The organism is Streptococcus sp. V940 (assembly GCF_054353495.1).
This window is the reverse complement of sequence record NZ_JBTHHZ010000001.1, coordinates 489,210-508,929: the sequence shown is the minus strand read 5'-3', so window position 1 is coordinate 508,929 and position 19,720 is coordinate 489,210. Positions and strand designations below refer to the sequence as shown.

General features: G+C 39.8%; 22 protein-coding genes. 1 reads left to right on the top strand and 21 read right to left on the bottom strand.

Going from position 1 to position 19,720, the window contains the following annotated elements; all coding sequences use genetic code 11:
- Window positions 1–211: 211 nt before the first annotated feature.
- The 8 genes from ACXYSM_RS02665 to budA form a co-directional block, all read right to left on the bottom strand.
- Window positions 212–961: an MBL fold metallo-hydrolase gene (locus ACXYSM_RS02665; RefSeq protein WP_458634261.1), complete on the bottom strand. Its 750-nt coding sequence runs from the start codon at window positions 959–961 to the stop codon at window positions 212–214.
- 209 nt (window positions 962–1,170) lie between these two features.
- The gene (locus tag ACXYSM_RS02660; protein WP_441348346.1) at window positions 1,171–2,241 is read right to left on the bottom strand and encodes an ABC transporter substrate-binding protein; all 1,071 of its coding nucleotides are present in this window, start codon (window positions 2,239–2,241) and stop codon (window positions 1,171–1,173) included.
- Window positions 2,238–3,011 (bottom strand): ABC transporter permease, encoded by a 774-nt coding sequence (locus tag ACXYSM_RS02655; protein ID WP_447263351.1) that lies wholly within the window; start codon window positions 3,009–3,011, stop codon window positions 2,238–2,240. The genes ACXYSM_RS02660 and ACXYSM_RS02655 overlap by 4 nt, the downstream gene beginning before the upstream one ends.
- Window positions 3,008–3,814: an ABC transporter permease gene (locus ACXYSM_RS02650; protein ID WP_458634260.1), complete on the bottom strand. Its 807-nt coding sequence runs from the start codon at window positions 3,812–3,814 to the stop codon at window positions 3,008–3,010. Before ACXYSM_RS02650 ends, ACXYSM_RS02655 begins: the two co-directional genes overlap by 4 nt.
- The gene (locus ACXYSM_RS02645) at window positions 3,795–4,952 is read right to left on the bottom strand and encodes an ABC transporter ATP-binding protein (RefSeq protein ID WP_368909656.1); all 1,158 of its coding nucleotides are present in this window, start codon (window positions 4,950–4,952) and stop codon (window positions 3,795–3,797) included. Before ACXYSM_RS02645 ends, ACXYSM_RS02650 begins: the two co-directional genes overlap by 20 nt.
- A gap of 134 nt (window positions 4,953–5,086) precedes the next feature.
- Complete coding sequence (gene murB / locus ACXYSM_RS02640) at window positions 5,087–5,992, bottom strand: UDP-N-acetylmuramate dehydrogenase (RefSeq protein WP_458634259.1); 906 nt, start codon at window positions 5,990–5,992, stop codon at window positions 5,087–5,089.
- 118 nt (window positions 5,993–6,110) lie between these two features.
- Complete coding sequence (locus ACXYSM_RS02635; RefSeq protein WP_458634258.1) at window positions 6,111–6,860, bottom strand: YhfC family intramembrane metalloprotease; 750 nt, start codon at window positions 6,858–6,860, stop codon at window positions 6,111–6,113.
- A 12-nt stretch (window positions 6,861–6,872) separates the two neighbouring features.
- Window positions 6,873–7,601, bottom strand: a complete 729-nt coding sequence (budA, locus tag ACXYSM_RS02630) for an acetolactate decarboxylase (protein ID WP_458634257.1) — start codon at window positions 7,599–7,601, stop codon at window positions 6,873–6,875.
- Window positions 7,602–7,975: 374 nt separating this feature from the next.
- Between budA and ACXYSM_RS02625 the strand changes: the two genes are divergently transcribed.
- On the top strand, window positions 7,976–9,304 hold the full coding sequence (locus tag ACXYSM_RS02625; RefSeq protein ID WP_458634256.1) for an aminotransferase-like domain-containing protein: 1,329 nt from the start codon (window positions 7,976–7,978) through the stop codon (window positions 9,302–9,304).
- 118 nt (window positions 9,305–9,422) lie between these two features.
- On the opposite strand, the gene ACXYSM_RS02620 is transcribed toward ACXYSM_RS02625, so the two are convergent.
- The 13 genes from ACXYSM_RS02620 to ACXYSM_RS02560 all read right to left on the bottom strand — a co-directional run bounded on the left by ACXYSM_RS02620 (window position 9,423) and on the right by ACXYSM_RS02560 (window position 19,713).
- A complete protein-coding gene (locus ACXYSM_RS02620) occupies window positions 9,423–10,238 on the bottom strand; it encodes an ABC transporter substrate-binding protein (protein WP_458634255.1) in 816 nt (271 codons plus the stop codon).
- 157 nt (window positions 10,239–10,395) lie between these two features.
- Window positions 10,396–11,049: a phosphate signaling complex protein PhoU gene (gene phoU, locus ACXYSM_RS02615; RefSeq protein WP_414312492.1), complete on the bottom strand. Its 654-nt coding sequence runs from the start codon at window positions 11,047–11,049 to the stop codon at window positions 10,396–10,398.
- Window positions 11,050–11,060: 11 nt separating this feature from the next.
- On the bottom strand, window positions 11,061–11,819 hold the full coding sequence (gene pstB / locus ACXYSM_RS02610) for a phosphate ABC transporter ATP-binding protein PstB (protein ID WP_458634254.1): 759 nt from the start codon (window positions 11,817–11,819) through the stop codon (window positions 11,061–11,063).
- A 12-nt stretch (window positions 11,820–11,831) separates the two neighbouring features.
- Window positions 11,832–12,635 (bottom strand): phosphate ABC transporter ATP-binding protein PstB, encoded by an 804-nt coding sequence (gene pstB, locus ACXYSM_RS02605; RefSeq protein ID WP_223334188.1) that lies wholly within the window; start codon window positions 12,633–12,635, stop codon window positions 11,832–11,834.
- Between the two features lie 10 nt (window positions 12,636–12,645).
- Window positions 12,646–13,530, bottom strand: a complete 885-nt coding sequence (gene pstA, locus ACXYSM_RS02600; protein ID WP_006153485.1) for a phosphate ABC transporter permease PstA — start codon at window positions 13,528–13,530, stop codon at window positions 12,646–12,648.
- Complete coding sequence (gene pstC / locus ACXYSM_RS02595) at window positions 13,520–14,437, bottom strand: phosphate ABC transporter permease subunit PstC (RefSeq protein ID WP_006150773.1); 918 nt, start codon at window positions 14,435–14,437, stop codon at window positions 13,520–13,522. The genes pstA and pstC overlap by 11 nt, the downstream gene beginning before the upstream one ends.
- Entirely contained in the window at window positions 14,437–15,315 is an 879-nt protein-coding gene (locus ACXYSM_RS02590; RefSeq protein WP_458634253.1) for a phosphate ABC transporter substrate-binding protein PstS, read from the bottom strand. The genes pstC and ACXYSM_RS02590 overlap by 1 nt, the downstream gene beginning before the upstream one ends.
- Window positions 15,316–15,433: 118 nt before the next feature.
- Window positions 15,434–16,738, bottom strand: a complete 1,305-nt coding sequence (locus tag ACXYSM_RS02585; protein WP_458634252.1) for an RsmF rRNA methyltransferase first C-terminal domain-containing protein — start codon at window positions 16,736–16,738, stop codon at window positions 15,434–15,436.
- A gap of 5 nt (window positions 16,739–16,743) precedes the next feature.
- A complete protein-coding gene (locus tag ACXYSM_RS02580; RefSeq protein WP_458634251.1) occupies window positions 16,744–17,511 on the bottom strand; it encodes an inositol monophosphatase family protein in 768 nt (255 codons plus the stop codon).
- A complete protein-coding gene (locus ACXYSM_RS02575; RefSeq protein WP_004252549.1) occupies window positions 17,501–17,779 on the bottom strand; it encodes a UPF0223 family protein in 279 nt (92 codons plus the stop codon). The genes ACXYSM_RS02580 and ACXYSM_RS02575 overlap by 11 nt, the downstream gene beginning before the upstream one ends.
- Window positions 17,780–18,181 (bottom strand): Spx/MgsR family RNA polymerase-binding regulatory protein, encoded by a 402-nt coding sequence (locus ACXYSM_RS02570; protein WP_006148218.1) that lies wholly within the window; start codon window positions 18,179–18,181, stop codon window positions 17,780–17,782.
- Between the two features lie 136 nt (window positions 18,182–18,317).
- Window positions 18,318–18,950 carry a TIGR01906 family membrane protein gene (locus tag ACXYSM_RS02565; RefSeq protein ID WP_458634250.1) on the bottom strand — a complete coding sequence of 211 codons (633 nt, stop codon included), beginning with the start codon at window positions 18,948–18,950 and terminating at the stop codon, window positions 18,318–18,320.
- Window positions 18,940–19,713 (bottom strand): TIGR01457 family HAD-type hydrolase, encoded by a 774-nt coding sequence (locus ACXYSM_RS02560; protein WP_458634249.1) that lies wholly within the window; start codon window positions 19,711–19,713, stop codon window positions 18,940–18,942. Before ACXYSM_RS02560 ends, ACXYSM_RS02565 begins: the two co-directional genes overlap by 11 nt.
- Window positions 19,714–19,720: the final 7 nt, after the last annotated feature.

Below are 19,720 nucleotides of genomic sequence, written 5' to 3'. Positions count from 1 at the left end.
TCATTCAATGAACTTGTCATTCTTGATTCTTATGCAATTGTTACAATCGAGTAGCATGATTTTCTATCTTAGATGGCTCGCAGCACCGCCAATTCTCTGGACTAAGATGGAGAGAAAATCAATTCTCAACTCTAGTATTATACCGTTTTTAGAAAGGTTCGTCAAGATTTATCATCTTAAAGATACTGCATCAAGCAATAAATTCTGAAAACTAGATGCTAATCGTCTCGCCTACAGAAAGAGTTTTATATTTAGCATCTTCAACTTCTTTTTTTGTTGTCTGGTAATGACTATAATCGTCAATATGAATTGGATAGATTTTTCGGGGCTGAAGTATAGATTCTAATTGCTGTAACATCTTTAAATTCATTGTGAATGGACCACCAAATGAATCTGATTTAACGGCTCCAAGATTTGCAAAAATAGCATCTATGTTTTTGGGAACAAAATCAGTCAATCTTGGATATAAAATTGTGTCACCTGTAAAGTAGATTATTTTAGTTTGCAATGGCCTTGTGATTGTTATTTGATAACCATTAACTTTCCCAACTATTTTTTGCATTATAAAATTACTCGCATGAAAAGCTGGTATAGCTTTAATAACAATTTGATACTCATCAACAGAAAAATGTTGCTCTTCTCCCCATTTTAAAACCATATTTTTTAAACATGACAATCCTTCTGTAATTTTTCTGTTAGGAGAAATGATCGTTTTGTCCTTCAGGTATCTCTTGCCAACATCATCTAAATGATCCTGATGACCGTGAGTTATTAGCCATACATCAACTTTATTAAGAAGAGATTTATCATGATAAACATCGGTCTTTTTCTCAGATAGAAAACCTTTGAACTGGACCAAAGTACCTTTTGGCGATAAATCTGGATCGATTCCGATATAAAATTTATCATCTAAAGAAATGACTCCGCAAGCAACTCCACAATAAGTAAACGAAATAGACATAATACTCCTACAAATACTTTCCAAATCACTTTTTTATGAAAAGATAAATTCCTTATGATTAGAAAAATTATAACACGATTCACAAATTATTACTACTTAGCACTTGGAACAATAATAAAACCTAGCTATAGAAACTTTACTAGTTACTCATAGCTAGGTTTTGTTTTGTTTTACTTTAATTGAAATTATTTACGACAGTTGGAAAGCCACTACTTCCGATACATCTTAAATTGTAGGAAGAGGTCACTGTAGATTCCTGTCCATTTATGGTCAAACTTCTCATAAACTTCTAGGTGTTTCATCGTATCTGCGTCTGGATAGAAGGACTTGTCCTCTTTTGTCTCCTCTGGGAGCATTTCCTTGGCAGCATTGTTTGGTGTTGAGTAGCCAACATACTCAGCATTCTTGAGAGCATTTTCAGGCTTCAACATGAAGTTGATGAAGGCATAGGCTGCATCCTGGTTCTTGACCGTTTTAGGAATAACCATATTGTCAAACCAGAGGTTACTTGCTTCTGTCGGTACAACGTATTTGAGGTTTGGATTCTTTTCCAGCATCTGGCTGGCTTCTCCTGAGAAGGTCACACCGATAGCAGCATTGTTCTGAATCATGTAACCCTTCATCTCATCCGCCACAATTGCCTTAATATTAGGAGTCAGCTCATACAGTTTATCAACCGTTTGTGACAGTTGTTGAGGATCTTTTGAGTTAAGGCTATAGCCTAGTGAATTAAGACCTAAACCAAGCACTTCACGCGCCCCATCAAAGAGCATGATAGAATCCTTGTATTCTGGTTTCCAGAGGTCGTCCCAATGTTCAGGTGCTTCTTCTACCATAGTTTCATTGTAGACAATTCCCAAAGTCCCCCAGAAGTATGGGATAGAGTACTGGTTATTTGGGTCAAAGGACTGGTTGAGAAACTCTGGACCGATATTCTCAATTCCCTCAATTTTACTATAATCCAGTGGAACCAAGAGGTCTTCATCCTTCATCTTGTTGATCATGTACTCACTTGGGATGGCAATATCATAGGTTGTCCCACCCTGCTTGATTTTCGTGTACATGGCTTCATTAGAGTCAAAGGTTTCGTACTGGACTTGGATTCCTGTTTCTTCCGTAAATTTCTCCAGAAGTTCAGGAGCGATATAGTCTCCCCAGTTGTAGATAACCAGTTTTTGACTATCACGACTATTGATTTTACTGTCCAAATGGTAGGAAATCCCCCACAAGACGAGGATAATGGCTAAAATTCCTGCTAAAAATGAATAGAGTCGTTTCATGCTTGTTCCTCCTTCTCACGTGAAATGAAGTAATATCCGACAACTAGGATAATACTAAAGAGAAAGACCAAGGCTGAAAGAGCATTGATTTCCAGCGAAATTCCCTTACGAGCCCGAGAGTATATCTCGACTGAGAGGGTTGAAAAACCATTCCCGGTTACAAAGAAGGTCACGGCAAAGTCATCCAATGAATAGGTGAAAGCCATAAAGTAGCCTGCGATGATAGACGGCGTTAGGTAAGGAAGCATAATTTCCTTGAACATCTGGAACTGACTAGCTCCAAGGTCATAGGCCGCATGAATCATATCTCCATTCATCTCTTTCAATCGAGGCAGAACCATGAGCACTACGATAGGAATCGAGAAGGCTACGTGACTGGAAAGAACCGTCAGAAAACCAAGTGAAAACTTGAGTTGGGTAAAGAGAATCAAGAAGCTAGCACCAATCATAACGTCGGGAGCAACCATGAGGATATTATTGAGAGATAGAAAAGCTTCTTGGTACTTTTTACGTGATTGGTAAATGTAAATGGCGCCGAAAGTCCCAATAACAGTCGCAATCAAGGCTGATAGAAAGGCTAGTAAAAAGGTCTGCACCAAAATCAGCATGAGCCTTCCATCACCAAACATAGTCTCGAAGTGAGTCAAACTAAAGCCTGTAAAGCTATTCATATCATCCCCAGCATTGAAGGCATAAGCAATCAAGTAAAAGATTGGCAAATAGAGGACGATAAAGACAAAGGCTAGGTAAAGATTTGATAATTTTTTCATCGTTCTCTCCTTTCCTTAGTCACCCACATAGTGATAAACATAGTCAGGATAAGAACCACACCGATAGTTGAACCCATACCATAGTTGTCATTGGTCAAGAAGTTTTGCTCAATAGCAGTCCCCAAGGTAATCACTCGGTTCCCCCCAATCAAACGAGTCAACATGAAAAGACTCAAACTTGGGATAAAGACAGATTGGACTCCGCTTCGCACTCCATTCATAGAAAGGGGGAAGATGACATGGCGGAAGGTTTCCCACTTAGTTGCACCGAGGTCATAACTGGCATTGATGAGATTGTGATCCATATCATCCAAAACATTGAAGATGGGCAAAATCATAAATGGAAGCTCAATATAGCTTGCGACAAAGATAAAGGAGAAATCGGTAAAGAGCAACTGCTGAGAACCGATTCCGATAAATTCTAGAAATTGGTTAATAGAGCCATTTTGACCAAAAATCCCGATAAAGGCATAAGCCTTGAGCAGTAGGTTAATCCAGGTTGGAAGGATAATCAGCATGAGCCAGAGTTGACGGTGTTTGAGACGAGTCAAAAAGAGGGCTGTTGGATAACTGATAAGAAGCGTCACTAGAGTCACAATCCCTGCATAGAGAACAGAGTTGAAGCTCATTTTAAGATAGGTCAAGTTTTGTGACGCAAAGTAAGATTTATAATTATCTAAACTGAACTGGCCTTCGATGTTGAAAAATGATTGTCCAAAAATCAAGACCAAGGGTGCCAATACAAAGAGGGCGATCCAAAGCATGTAGGGCACTACAAAGAGTTTAGAGGTTGTTTTCTTCATCTCTTTCCTCCTCGATAGCGTTAATTAGCCCAGCTTCTTGCTCTTCGATTTCTACGTATTCTTCGATACGAGCATCGAACTCTTCTTCTGTTTCATTGAGACGCATAATGTGGATATCTTCTGGCTCAAAGTCCAGACCGATTTCCTCACCCACGATGGCCTTACGAGTCGAATGAATCATCCATTCGTTACCAAGTTCGTCATAGGCGATAATCTCATAGTGCACTCCACGGAATAGCTGCGTGTCGACCTTAACTTGAAGTTTTCCTTCTTCTGGAAGAGTAATGCGCAAGTCCTCTGGACGAATCACGACTTCGACCGGTTCATTTGGCTTCATCCCACCATCGACCGCTTCAAATCGTTTGCCATTGAACTCGACCAAGTAGTCCTCAATCATGGTCCCTGGCAAGATATTTGATTCACCGATGAAGGTTGCAACAAAGTGGTTGATAGGCTCATCGTAGATGTCAACTGGTGTCCCAGACTGAACAATCTCACCGTCATTCATAACGAAAATCCAGTCACTCATGGCCAAGGCTTCTTCCTGGTCGTGAGTAACAAAGACAAAGGTGATACCCAAGCGTTGTTGCAGTTCACGCAGTTCGTACTGCATGTCTGTCCGCAACTTCAAGTCAAGTGCTGACAAAGGCTCATCCAAGAGCACCACTCGAGGCTGGTTGATAATTGCACGCGCAATAGCTACACGCTGACGTTGTCCTCCAGATAACCTACGGATAGAACGTTTTTCATATCCTTCAAGCTGTACCATCTTGAGAACTTCTAAGACACGTTTTTCGATTTCTTTTTTATCGACCTTACGCAATCGCAATGGAAAGGCAACATTTTCAAAGACATTCATGTGCGGGAACAAGGCGTAAGATTGGAAAACCGTATGAACATCACGCTTATTAGTAGGGATATCATTGATTCGCACGCCATCCAGTAAAATATCACCCGTCGTTGCATCCAGCAAACCGGCGATAATATTGAGAATGGTTGATTTTCCTGAACCAGAAGCTCCCAAAAGCGTGTAGAACTTTCCTTCTTCCAACTCAAAGTTAATATCCTTGAGAACCTTAGTGTCACTATCTTCAAAAACTTTAGAAACGTTTCTGAATTCGATAATTGGTTTTTTCAATTCCTCTAAATTCCTTTTTCTTCGTAAATTAACAGATTGGGACCTTGTAAAATGCTAGCAATAACTGTAAGGAATTGACCCAAACCATATCTAGCGAAAGAATCCCAATCTTTGTATAATGTGTAATAATAATGTTATTCGTGCTCACCCAAGATACGAACTTCTCGCTCTAGGGTAACACCTGAATGTTCTTTAACCTTTTCGATAACAGACTCAATTAAGTCTTCATAATCTCGAGCAGTCCCATCGGCAACATTAATCATAAAGCCTGCATGTTTTTCTGAGACTTCTACACCACCGATACGGTAGCCCTTCAAACCAGCTTCTGAAATCAATTGTCCTGCAAAATGCCCGACTGGACGTTTAAAGACAGAACCACATGATGGATATTCCAAAGGTTGTTTGAGTTCTCGAAGGTGGGTCAAGCGCTCCATTTCTTGTTTGATGGTCTCATAATTCCCAGGAGAAAGGGCGAATTTTGCTGATAAGACAACTGCTCCAGAATCTTGAATAGCTGAATGACGGTAACCAAAGGCTAAGTCCTTGGCTGATAAAGTCTCGATTTCCCCATCCTTGGTCAATACTTTGCAAGACTGCAAAATATGAGCAATCTCACCTCCATAAGCACCAGCGTTCATAAATACAGCACCACCGACGCTTCCTGGAATTCCACAGGCAAACTCAAATCCTGTTAAACTATGGCGTAGAGCGATTCGAGTGGTCTCAATCAAGTTAGCTCCCGCTTCTGCTTCAATGGTGTAACCATCGACTGAAACATTGTTGAGCTTGTCACACATAATGACAAAGCCACGAATTCCGCCTTCTCGGACGATAATATTACTGGCATTTCCAAGAACCATCCATGGGATATTTTCTTGATTAGCGAACTTAACCACACGGGCCATCTCATAATGATTGCGAGGAAAAGCTAAGTAATCTGCCTTCCCTCCGACTTTGGTATAGGTATAAGTTTTCAATGGCTCATCGAATCGAATATCAATTCCTTCTAATGTTTCTTTTAATTTTTCTAATACAGTCATCTTTCTTATCCTTTTATAAAATTCATTCCATTATACCATTTTTAGCGATTTTTTTCGACGATTTGAAAAGCTTTTTTATTCACACAAGTAAAAAAGAGGTCAGACCTCTTTTGCATGATTATTTTCTATACAAGATAGTTTTTGTAAAGTATACAAATAGAACAACTTCCACTGCTAACAATCCTTCAACAAGAAGCGGATTTGAAATCCAACCAACCTGAGATAGACTTGGAGCCAAATCAAATAGGGCATGTAGACCATAAGCAGCTACTAGATAAATCCAATTCTTTTGACGGACTGCTTGATAAACCCAGAAAGAGAGACCAATTTGCATAACAAGAGCAAGCACACGTTCAACACCGAGTAAATAAACCTGCCATCCAGATAGAGATTGTACTGTTTCAAGTGTATTTTTGGGAAGGAGAGTTGCCAAATCTGGATTTGAAGACTCTAATAACGAAAAGAGGATCAAAAGACTAATCAAGCTTCCCATTCCGAGGTAGAGCAATTCCAAGCCACCATGACCAAGTCCATAGGCGAGGGCATCCGAATCTTTCAAAGCTCTCTTCTTCTCTAACCATTTAAAAAAGACAAGTCGAGCCGTTTCTTCAAACAAAGCAGCCATACAGATCCCGTAAATCACATAGAGAAGGGGATTTCCCGTCATGAGTGGAACTGTCCCATCCTTTTGTGGATGAAGAACCAAGAGATGAACGATTTTCTCTAAGACCTGAGATGAGACAAAAAATGCAACTGCCCCAAGTCCTAAAACTGAAAGGTTAATCTTGTACTTCTTTTTTGAGAACCAAATGGCAGCTATGAGAAATACAAATAAAGCTATCATTGTGATTATTACATGAATTTTCATACTTTTCTCCTTTTATTCAGCCTGATCGATATCTTTTTTCATCTCATCAACATTGAACTTAGCAAAGAGGTACTGACGATCCTGGACTGGGAAACGTTGATCCAACTGATCGACAGCTCCAACCTCTACGATTCCTTCCTTGATGACAAAGTCCATGACATGACCTCCAAAGGTTAGGTCATCGGAAATAAAGTGCAAATGATAGCCTGCGACACTGACACCATGAAAAATTTCAGGTGTCCATAAACCAACAATAGTCCCTGTCACATTTTCAGCTCTATATTCAGGCTGATGAGTCGCAACCTCAGCAAATTTCGTTTCGCTTGTCGATTTTGGAATCATGCGAACATGCATGTGTTTAAAATCACCATGAATCTTAATCGAACGGAAAAGATTTTCTCCATCATAGTAGGATTCAATACGTTTTTCTAGTTCCTTATCAGTCATTTCAAAACGCTGGCGGAAAATAACTTCTGCCTGGTGGGGTACAACTGCTGCATAGGGAATCAGCGCGTCTGGTGAAACTTCAACGATTTCAGGCTTCTCACCCGAACCCTTAGCTTGATAGGCTTTACCATCTAAGACAATTAACTCCCCATCAATAGAGTCCAAGGTTCCTAGCCCTAAATCTCCATGTTCAAGTAACTCACCAACTGTCATGGTCCCGCCGTAAAGTCCTGCCATCAAAGCTCCCAAAGTATTGTATTGGAATAATTTCACTGGTTCTTGCACCTTCATCATCTCACTATTCTTTGAAAATTTTACTTACTAAGTATATCACATTTCTGATTAGAATTGAATGCTAGACTGCCTTTTAATACTCAATGAAAATCAAAGAGCAAACCAGGAAACTAGCCGCAGGTTGCTAAAAACACCGTTTTGAAGTTGTAGATGGAACTGACGAAGTCAGCTCAAAACACTGTTTTGAGGTTGTGGATAGAACTGACGTAGTCAGCTCAAAACACTGTTTTGAGGTTGTGGATAGAACTGACGTAGTCAGTAACATACATACGGCAAGGCGACGTTGACGCGGTTTAAAGAGATTTTCGAAGAGTATAACATTGCCAAACAACTAAAAAAAGGGTACAATGTAACAAAATCAAGAGAGGTCTGGAATGAAGCAAGAAAGTAAGTACGAACAAGTTGTTCACTATCTAAAAGAAGAGATTGAATCAGGAAAACTTCAAACAGGAAGTCGTCTACCTTCTATCCGAAAACTCAGTCAAGACTTCCACTGTAGTAAAGATACTGTGCAGCGTGCACTTTTGGAACTCCGATACGAGAAATACATTTACTCCAAACCTCAAAGTGGCTATTATGTTTTAGAACAACAAGCTAGCCACGAAGACCTCGTTATCTCGGTCAATGACGAACATGCTGCTGCCTATGATGATTTTCGTCTTTGTGTCAATGAAAGCTTGATCGGTCGAGAAAATTATCTCTACAACTACTATGAACACCAAGAGGGTTTAGAAGAATTACGAAAGTCTGTTCAGAAACTACTGTTTGACCAAGCTATCTATAGTAATTCCGATCAATTAGTCATGACAACTGGAACCCAACAAGCACTGTTTATTCTTTCTCAAATTGACTTTCCAGGAAAGGGCCAAGAAATACTTGTCGAACAACCAACCTATCACCGAATGAACCAACTTCTGCTGGCTCAAAATATTCCCTATCAAACCATTGAACGTCGCGTGGATGGCATTGACCTGAAAGAACTTGAGAAACATTTTAAAAGTGGTAACATTAAATTTTTCTACACCATTCCTCGATTCCACTATCCGCTTGGTCATTCATATTCTGAAGAGGAGAAACGTGCTATCCTTGATCTAGCAGCCAAATATCAAATTTATATCGTTGAAGATGATTATCTGGGAGATCTAGATCCTAAAATGGGACAAACCTTTCATTATTTGGACCAAAATGATTTGGTGATCTACATCAAGTCTTTTTCAACAAGTATTTTCCCTGCACTTCGAATCACTGCTCTCATACTTCCAAATGTTATGAAAGAAGCTTTTGTCTCTTATAAAAACATTCTGGACTATGATAACAACCTCATTATGCAAAAGGCTTTATCTCTCTATATTGATAGTCAACTCTTTGAAAAAAATAGAGTAGCAAGATTGGCACTGCAAGAGAAAAGTCAGGATCAGGTTCAGAAACTTTTAAAAGCTTATCCCATTTCCCTACCGAGCTATCCGCTTCATGACGGTGTCTTGCTTGACCTTAAGAACTATCCTAAAATTGCAAGCCTCAAACATAGCTCTTTAAATCTAGACTTTTTCGAATCGTCCTACATTGAGACTTGCCCTTATCAATTTGCTAAGGTTCCTTTAGAAAATCTTGAAACAACTTTAAACTACTTAAAAACAGAGAGTGGGACAGAAATCGGTCATTCGTTAGAATTCGATTTCGTCGTCCCACCTCCGCACAGTTGAGTAAGGCTGTAAAAGCTGATGAAATCAGCGTAGTAGAGCCCACTCAACCACTGCGTCTTGCTTGATAATCCAATGACAATTGAGAGGCTAGGACTTTTGTCCCAGCCTCTGTTATTTTTTATTGCTCTACTTCTGTTAGCTTGGCAGCTTTTTCAAGATATGTTTGATAAGTACCGTCATCTTTCAGTTTTTGAATAACCTTATCAACTACTTCCTTCAAATCTGAGTTGCCTTTCTTGATAGCAACTGCATTTTCTTCGCCTTCTTTCATAGTTAAGCTTACTGTTGCGACAGCCAAGTCAGAATTTTTTGTGGCATAGCTGAGGGCTACTGGCTCGTCCATATGAACAGCATCAACCTTACCTGATTGAAGTTCATTAACAGCTTCTCCCATATTTGTCAATGAAGTCAACTGCGCTTTAGGAAGTTGCTCTTTGACCATAGATTCAGGGACAGTTCCTTTTTGAGCTGCAATATTTGCACTTGCTAGAGAATCTAAATCTTTGTATTTTTCAAGATCAGTTTTTCTGATTAGGAAGCTAATTTTGTTTTCATAGTAAGGAATTGAGAAATCAAAGACTTCTTTTCTTTCTTCGGTTGCACTGATTCCCGCAATGGCCAAATCTGCTTTCCCTGTTTGAAGACTGGTCAAGACATTATCAAAACTCATGCTGGAAACTTCTAATTTCACTCCAAGTTCATCAGCGATAGCTTGTGCCATATCAATATCAGCACCTACGACTTGGTTCTTGCCATCCACAAGTGCTTGAAACTCAAATGGTGCATAGTCTGGGCTAGTTGCGACAACTAATTTACCTTTTTGTTTGATTGCTTCTACTGCAGACTGTGAGCTTGAGCTAGATGACTGGCAAGCTACTAAAAAGAAACTTGCAAGAAAACTACATAAGACAAATATCCATTTTTTTAATTTCATAAATAAACAACCTCTCTGTCAATTTTGTATAATTATAACTCAGCAAACCTCGTTTGTCAAGTATAAATTTAATATTTATTTATTTTTTCATTTTATTAAACAAAAAAAGAAGCTTTTATTCATTATTAAGCTCCTTTTTGTGTATATTTAATCAATTTTACAATTCTACAATTTTACCTGTTTCAAAGTAAACAACCCATTCACAGATATTTTTTGCATAGTCGCCGATGCGCTCCAAGTAAGAAATCACTTGGAAGTAATCACGACCTGTGACGATAGCATCTGGATTCTTTCTGATTTCTTCAGTTGCCAAATCACGAATATTTTCAAAGTAATGGTTGATTTTTTCATCCATGGTTGCAACTTCATAGGCCTTATCAACTGAACCGTTTAGGTAAAGTTCGAGGGTTGTTTCTACAAAATCTTTCACATCACGTCCCATGTTTTTAATTTCTTCTTCAACTTCTGGGATACGCTCTTCACCCTTCATACGAATAGTTGCTTCAGCGATAGATACAGCGTGGTCTCCCATACGCTCCAAGTCAGAAACAGCTTTTAGAACGGTTAAAACTGTACGCAGATCTTGTGAAACTGGCTGTTGAAGGGCAATAATTTCAAATGATTTCTTTTCAAGTTTCAATTCATATTCATTGACATCTGCATCTTTTTCGATAACTTCCTTTGCTAAGTCACGGTCATGGGTGACAAAGGCACGTACTGTACGATTGATTTGGGAAAGAACTTCTTGTCCCATAGCGTAGAATTGGTTGTGCAATTTCTCTAAATCTTCTTCAAATTGAGATCGTAACATCTTTTCTCTCCTTATCCAAATTTACCTGAAATATAGTCCTCAGTTTCCTTATGTTGAGGGTAGAGGAACATTTCCTTGGTATCGTTAAATTCAATCAAATCTCCATTGAGGAAAAAGCCTGTTTTATCAGAGATTCGAGATGCTTGCTGCATGGAACGAGTAACCAATAGCATGGTGTACTTGTCCTTAAGACTATATAGGGTTTCTTCGATTTTTCCAGCCGAGATAGGGTCTAAGGCTGAGGTCGGCTCATCCAAGAGGATAATCTTTGGACTAGTCGCCAAAACACGGGCTACACAGACACGTTGTTGCTGTCCACCTGAAAGACCAATTGCTGAATCATGCAAGCGATCCTTGACCTCATCCCAGATTGAAGCACGCTGTAAAGCTTTCTCCACAGCTTCATCCAAGACTTGCTTGTCTTTCTCTCCATTAATTCTTAGTCCATAAACAACATTTTCGTAGATAGACATGGGGAAGGGATTGGGTTGTTGGAAAACCATCCCTATTTCCTTACGTAATTGAACCGTGTCGGTACGCGGACTATAGATATTGTGCCCATTATAAACCACTGATCCAGTTGTCGTCACTTCAGGATTAAGGTCACCCATTCGGTTAATAGCCTTTAGAAGTGTTGATTTCCCAGATCCAGAGGGACCGATAAGGGCAGTAATTTCCTTAGGTTGGAATGATAAGGAAACACTATTCAAAGCCTTCTTTTTGTTGTAATAAACAGACAGGTCTGAAACCTGTAAAATCGGTTCTGTCATACTGTTTCCTTTCTAACCAAAGTGTCCAGTTACATAGTCATTGGTAGACTGTAGCTTGGCATTTTGGAAAATATTTGACGTTTTATCGTACTCAATCAAATCACCTAAGTAGAAAAATCCAGTGTAATCACTCGCACGCGCAGCCTGTTGCATACTGTGGGTCACGATGATGATGGTGAAGTCCTTCTTCAACTCAAGCATAGTCTCCTCGAGCTGAGCTGTCGCAATCGGATCCAAAGCTGATGCCGGCTCATCCATTAAGAGGATATCTGGTTTAACTGAAATAGCACGTGCGATACAGAGACGTTGCTGCTGACCACCTGAAAGCATCAAGGCTGACTTATGGAGGTCATCTTTGACCTGATCCCAGAGGGCAGCCTGGCGAAGTGAGGTTTCTACAATTTCATCAAGGATTTTCTTGTCCTTAATACCTGCACGTTCATGTGCAAATGTGATGTTGCGGTAAATTGATTTAGCAAATGGGTTTGGACGTTGAAAAACCATTCCAATATGTTTACGCATTTCATAAACATTGATTTCAGGGCGGTTAACGTCGATTCCCTGATAGAGAATTTGTCCTGTAACCTTAGCAATATCAATAGTATCATTCATACGATTGAGACTACGTAGGTAGGTTGATTTCCCAGAACCTGACGGTCCGATCAAGGCCGTAATTTTATTTTTTTCGAATTGCATATCCACGCCCTTGATGGATTCATTCTTACCGTAGTAAACATGTAAATCCTTAGTAGAGAGGGCCACTTTTTCTTCTGGAAAAGTAATAATATGCCTTTCATCCCAATTATATTTTGACATGGCTTCTCCTTTAGGCTGCGGTTAATTTCTTATGTAGATAGCTTCCGAGTTTACGTGCTCCAAAGTTAAAGATTAAGATAAAGATTAGGAGCACCGCTGCAGAACCTGCTGAAACAAGTGTTCCATCAGGAATAGTTCCTTCACTGTTGACTTTCCAGATATGGACAGCCAAGGTTTCTGCTTGACGGAAGATTGAGATTGGACTACTTACGCTGAGAACATTCCAGTTAGACCAGTCAAGAGCTGGTGCAGATTGACCTGCTGTGTAGATAAGGGCTGCAGCTTCACCAAAGATACGACCTGATGCAAGCACGATCCCCGTTACAATACCTGGAAGGGCTTCAGGAATAACGACATGAAGGACAGTTTCCCAACGAGAAAGTCCAAGCGCCAAACCTGCTTCACGTTGCGTATGGTGAACGTGCTTCAAACTGTCTTCAACGTTACGAGTCATCTGAGGTAGGTTAAAGACGGTCAAAGCCAAGGCACCAGAAATAATCGAAAATCCATACTCGAACTGGACTACAAAGATGAGGTAACCAAAGAGTCCCACAACTACGGATGGTAGAGAAGACAAAATTTCAATACAGGTACGAACGAAATTGGTAACACGACCTTTTTTTGCATATTCAGCCAAGTAAATTCCAGCTCCCATTGATAAAGGGACTGAGATAAATAAAGTAATCACCAAAAGGAAGAAGGAATTATAGAGCTGAATCCCAATACCACCACCTGCTTGATAGGAGGATGATTTTCCAGTCAAGAATGACCAAGAAACATGAGGTAAGCCTCGAACCAAGATATAAAGAATCAAGGAAGCTAGAATGGTCACAATGATTCCTGCGATGGTGTAGAGGACAGCTGTTGCAAGTTTATCTAATTTCTTAGCGTGCATAGTTTTTCTTTCCTCTCTCTTTTGTAATCAGTTTAATGACACTGTTAAAGGCCAAGCTCATCAAAAGTAATACTAAGGCCAATGACCAAAGAACATTATTATCAACAGTTCCCATAACGGTATTACCGATTCCCATGGTCAAAACAGATGTCAGAGTCGCTGCTGGTGTCGTCAATGAAGTTGGAACAACTGCTGAGTTACCGACAACCATCTGAATAGCAAGGGCTTCACCGAAAGCACGCGCCATACCAAAGACTACAGCTGTAAAAATACCTGAACGAGCAGCCTTCAAAGTCACACGCCAAATGGTTTGCCAACGAGTCGCTCCCATGGCTAAACTTGCTTCACGGTAGTGACGAGGCACTGCACGTAAGCTATCAGTTGTCATAAAGGTTACAGTCGGCAATATCATAACAAAGAGAACGAAAATCCCCGATAAAATACCAAAACCTGTTCCACCAAAGACACTACGTACAAAAGGTACGACGACCTGCAAACCGATAAATCCGTAAACTACCGAAGGAATCCCAACTAGAAGTTCAATAGCTGGTTGCAAAATCTTAGCTCCTTTTGGTGACACTTCTGTCATAAAGACAGCTGCACCAATGGCAAATGGTGTTGCAATAAGAGCTGACAGGATGGTAACAATAAAGGAACCTAAAATCATTGGAAGGGCACCAAATTGTTTACCTGACGGATTCCAAGTTGCACCAAAAAGAAAATCAAAGATATTCACACCATTGACAAAGAAGGTCGACAAACCTTTTTGGGCTACAAAGATTAAAATCATAGCCACAATGATAACAATCAAAGATAGGCATGCAAAGGTTAGCCCTTTTCCTAATTTCTCAAGACGAGAGTTTTTTGAAGGAGAGAGCAATTTTTTTGATAATTCTTCTTGATTCATTATTGACTCCCTTCTATCGCTGTCACAGTACCTGCAGCATCTTTTTCAACCTTCATTTCCTTGACAGAAATATAGCCCATTCCTTTTACGATTCCATTCTGAGCTTCATCTGAAAGGACAAAGTTTAAAAATTCAGCTACCAATTCATTTGGCTCACCAAGGGTATACATGTGTTCATAAGACCACAAAGGCCAGTTGTTAGTTGTAACATTTTCTGAGATTGGCTCATACCCATTGAGTTTGATAGTCCCAACTGAATCATCAACATAGGCAAAGGCTAGGTAAGAAATGGCACCAGGCGTTTGAGAAACAATTGATTTAACCATTCCGTTTGAATCTTGTTCCTGACTTTGAACTGCTGATTTTCCATCCATAATCACGCTGTCAAAGGTAGCACGAGAACCTGAACTCGCAGCACGGTTGATAATAGAAATAGCTAAATCCTTACCACCAACTTCTTTCCAGTTGGTAATTTCACCTGTAAAAATTTTGCGAAGTTGTTCTGTCGTCAGATTATCGACATCTACTTCTTTATTAATAATGACAGCTAATCCAGCAACAGCAACCTTATGGTCAACTAGCGCGGACGCATCGATACCATCTTTCTCTTCAGCGAACACATCAGAGTTTCCAACATCAACCGCCCCAGACTGGACTTGAGACAGACCTGTACCTGAACCACCACCTTGAACATTGACTGTTTTACCAATGTGAGCTGACGCAAACTCATCTGCTGCCGCCTCGACTAAAGGTTGAAGGGCAGTTGAACCGACAGCCGTCATAGACTCCCCACGGTCAATCCAACTTGCACATCCTGCTAGCGAACCAGCAAGTAAAAGAGTTGCAAGAGAGAGGGTGAGTTTTTTAAATTTTTTCACTATTTGTCTCCTTGAAAATAATGATGAATAGCTTGGAATTTTGCCCTATTTTCCTAATGATCTATGCAAAAAATCCATACTTCCACTATAACATAGAATACTGATTTTGACTAGTTTTTCACCTGAATCGCAGGCCCTTAGGGAAATAATTCTTCAAGGTATTTCCGGTCACTTTTGCAAAGCCCAGACCATTCCCACCAACTAAAACTTGATACCAACCATTTTGCTGAGTTTCAGACAATTGAACTGTTTCACCAGATACGTATTTGACAAAATCTTCTTGATGAATCTCAATAACTTGCTTTACTTGACTCGGTTTTAAAGCCAGGCCAAGAGCAAAGCTTGGTTCAAAACGTTTCTTCTTAAAAGTTCCGAGATGAAGACCATTACGAGCAATTCTAAGTTTTTCTAAATCTGGTAGGATTTCTGGCAAGAGATAAAGCTGGTCACCGAAAACTTGTAGAACACCAGTCAGTTTTTCTTTAAGATGCTTCTTCTCAAAATCTTGCCATAAGGAAAGCTGTTCACGAGATAAATTGGATTTAGTAGGTTTGAACTTCCCAGCCTTGTTTTGACCTTTAAACTGAAGATGGCCCACGAACTGACCTTCTCCCTTAAAGAGATGTGGGTACATTCTAGCTGTCTCAGGTAAGTCAATCCCGGGGACCATTCCATTGATATGTTCAACTGGAATCAATTCAAAATTATAGCTATCCAGTAACCATTGGACGATTTCTTCGTTTTCTTCTGGCGCCCAGGTACAGGTTGAATAGACTAGTCGACCACCATCAGCCAACATAGTAACTGCATCTGCTAAAATTTCACGTTGTAAACTAGCGCACTGACTAGGATAATCGACACTCCAATAATCCATAGCATCAGGTTGTTTACGAAACATCCCTTCGCCTGAGCAAGGTGCATCTAAAACGATTAGGTCAAAATAGCCTTTAAAAACCTTGGCTAAACGGTCTGCAGATTCATTGGTCACAACGACATTAGTCGCACCAAAGCGTTCCATATTTTCAACTAAAATCTTTGATCGTTTGCTTGAAATCTCATTTGAAACAAGAAGACCGTCTCCTGCAAGGTAGGAGGCCAGTTGAGTGGATTTCCCACCGGGAGCCGCTGCCAAGTCTAAGACCTTCATTCCAGGCTTTGGCTGGGCTACTTGAGCTACCATTTGTGCGGCAGGTTCTTGTGAATAGACCAAGCCAGTTACATGCTCTGGTGATTTCCCTGAAACCTTGCCATAGTAACCCCAGAGTGTATTGGGAATAGCATCTGAAAAAGAAGGCTGTCTTTCTTTTAAAGGGTTGATACGAAAAGCCGAAACAGCCTCATCATCAAAAGAGGCAAGAAAAGCTCTTGCCTCATCTCCCAATATTGTTTCGTATTTTTTTACAAATCCATCTGGAAATTGCATGTAGATTATTTCCTTTCGTAGATATAGGATTGAATTTCATCTTGCATCTCGACTGGTACCATCATAACAGCCTGTCGCGTTTGAAAATCAACTTTTTCTCCAGCAATCGTAAACACCTTATAACCCAAACTCTCACCTAGGATACTTGCTGCTGCATAATCCCAGGGTTGAAGATAAGTGATATAAGTTAAAAGTCGACCGGATAACACCTTAGCAAAACTAATGGCAGCACTGCCATACACTCGTGTCCCAAGTGCAGCATTTCCTAAATCTGCCAAGCCCCATTCGTTGCTTTCTAGCATACCAGAATTACCAGCTACCAAAAATTCTCTCAAGGGTTTCTTTTTAAAGACTGGCAAAGGTTGATCATTACGACAGGGCGGAAAATCTCCTCCACCATGATAGCAATCGCCTTTCATGACATCATAGATAATCCCAAACTTGCCAATACCATCCTCAAAATAGGCCAGCATAACAGCAAAATCTTCACCCTGTGCTACGAAGTTGTTGGTTCCATCAATAGGATCAATAATCCATACACAACCTTGTCCTACTGCTGCACGCATGCAGCCTTCTTCTGCACAAAATAAATCATCTGGATAGCGAGAACGAATTTTCTCAATGAGTAAGGCTTGAACTTCTTTATCTAACTTAGTTACCAAATCTGTAGGGGAAGACTTTCTCTCAACATGGAGATCCTCTTTCATATGCTGGAGAATGTATTCCCCAGCTTCCCTGACAATTTCTTTGGCAAATGTAAATTTATTTTCCAAGTGAAATCTTCCCTTCTCCTTTTTCTTTGGCCAACTGGACTGCACGGTAGAAAGAGTATCCACTAACTGATTCAAACTCACGTCCCAAACGTTTTTCTTCGCTTTTGCTAGGCACAACTGACTTGAATACCTTGTAGGAATCTAATAGTTTCTTAGCATCTACCTGTGTTTCATAGGCAGCTTCAACATCATTAAAAAAAGAAAGCACTGAAGCAAGTTCTTCAGTGCTCCACGACAAATCTAGTGGGTAACTATACTGTTTATTCATCTAATTAATACCAGCTCTTAATGTAGCTTCTTTCAATTCTTGCTTACGATAACTACGAGGAAGAAATGCACGAATCTCATCTTCATTAAAGCCAATCTGCATACGTTTATCATCAATGATGATTGGACGACGCAAAAGACTAGGATATTGCTCAATTAAATTAAGCAACTCTGTCACCGAGATACTTTCCACATCGATATTTAACTTTTGGAAAATTTTTGAACGAGTTGAAATGATGTCATCGGTACCGTTTTCGGTCAAGGAAAGAATGTGTTGCAATTCTTTTCTTGATAAAGGACTGGTCATAATGTTGTGCTCTTGGAAAGGCACTTTATGATTATCAAGCCAGGCCTTTGCCTTACGACATGATGTACAACTCGGTGATAAAAATAGTGTAATCATGCTATTCTCTTCTTTGCATACTTTTCTAACTCTATTATACAAAAAAATAAAGCGCTTGACTAGTTATTTCCGTAAAAAAACCTACTTTTTAAAGAAAAATAGGTTTTTCGTACAATTTTTAAAACATTTTTTACATTTATTCTCTTTTCGGTAATTTTTTCCAACTTAGTAGATAAACGAATCCAAAAATTAACTCATACAAGCAGAAAAATAGGAGAAAGGCATGCAGGAAAAAATCCTCTGGTAGAATAAGAATGACTGGATCTTTAGCGGGATCAAAAAGCCAGGTATCATCACCTACAAATAGAATTTGATGAAACAAGGTAAAGAATTGTTCAAACCCAATGAAGACGCCAACTAAACCAAGAACCAAAGGTAAAGACAGCATAATCAAGAGACCTCTGCGATATAGAGACAGAAAACCTTTCTGAATGACTCGCTTCCAAAAAAGGTAGAAAATCGGTAGAGTTACGATTGCTACTCCTTGCGCTAGGTGAAAGAGTCCCTTTACAACGACAAAGTGGTGAATTCCAGAGGCAGACGAAGGAAAATCTGGCATTGCTAATACTTGACTCAATGGATTGGTCAAATAATTCATCAAAACATTAAAGTTATGTTGGATGGTCTGAGGTTGAACATGAACACGACTTGTCAGATTTAACCAAGAAATCTCCAGAGGGTAAACCAACCAAGACAGGTAGATGGTCAATAAAATAGCAAGCGAGAGGAGAAAGAGAAGACTTCCTACAAAAGTAAATTTAGTTTTCATCGAAATTCCACTCCGCTAGACTTGAGAGGACATGGGTTGGGGCGATTGGTAAATCCGCTACTTCTTCAGTTTTTGTAAATCCTGTCGTCACCAAAAGACTTGGAATGCCATTGTCAATACCAGCTCGAATATCAGTAAGATAATTATCCCCTACCATGACAATTTCTTGGCGTTCAAGTCCTAGGTGTTCAACAGCCTTATCCATAATAATCGCGTTTGGTTTTCCAATATAAACTGGTTTTACACGAGTTGCTGCTTCAAGAAGAGTAATCAGTGAACCAGCACCAGGTAAAAGTCCACGTTCTGTTGGAATATTTAAATCTGGATTGGTGCCGATAAAATGAGCACCTTTATGGATAGCTAGGGTTGCAGTAGCAAATTTTTCATAGTCAACTTGCCAGTCCAAACCTACAACCACATAGGCTGGATTTTCTTTATCTTCAACATAACCAGCTGCTTGAATGGCTTCCTTGAGCCCTGCTTCTCCAATTACATAAACAGTCTTTTCAAGACCTAAATCATTCATGTAATCAATAGTCGCTAAGGTTGCAGTATAGATTGTCGATACAGGTGTGTCGATGTTAAATTGATTTGCCAACATTTCCTGAACACTTTCAGGTGTGCGAGTTGTATTGTTAGTTACAAAAAGGTAGGGAATCCCACGCTTTTGCAAGTCATGAACAAAAGCTTCTCCCGCTGGAATTCTATCTTTTCCTTTATAAATTGTACCGTCTAAATCTATCAAATAGCCTTTATAAGTCATATATTTC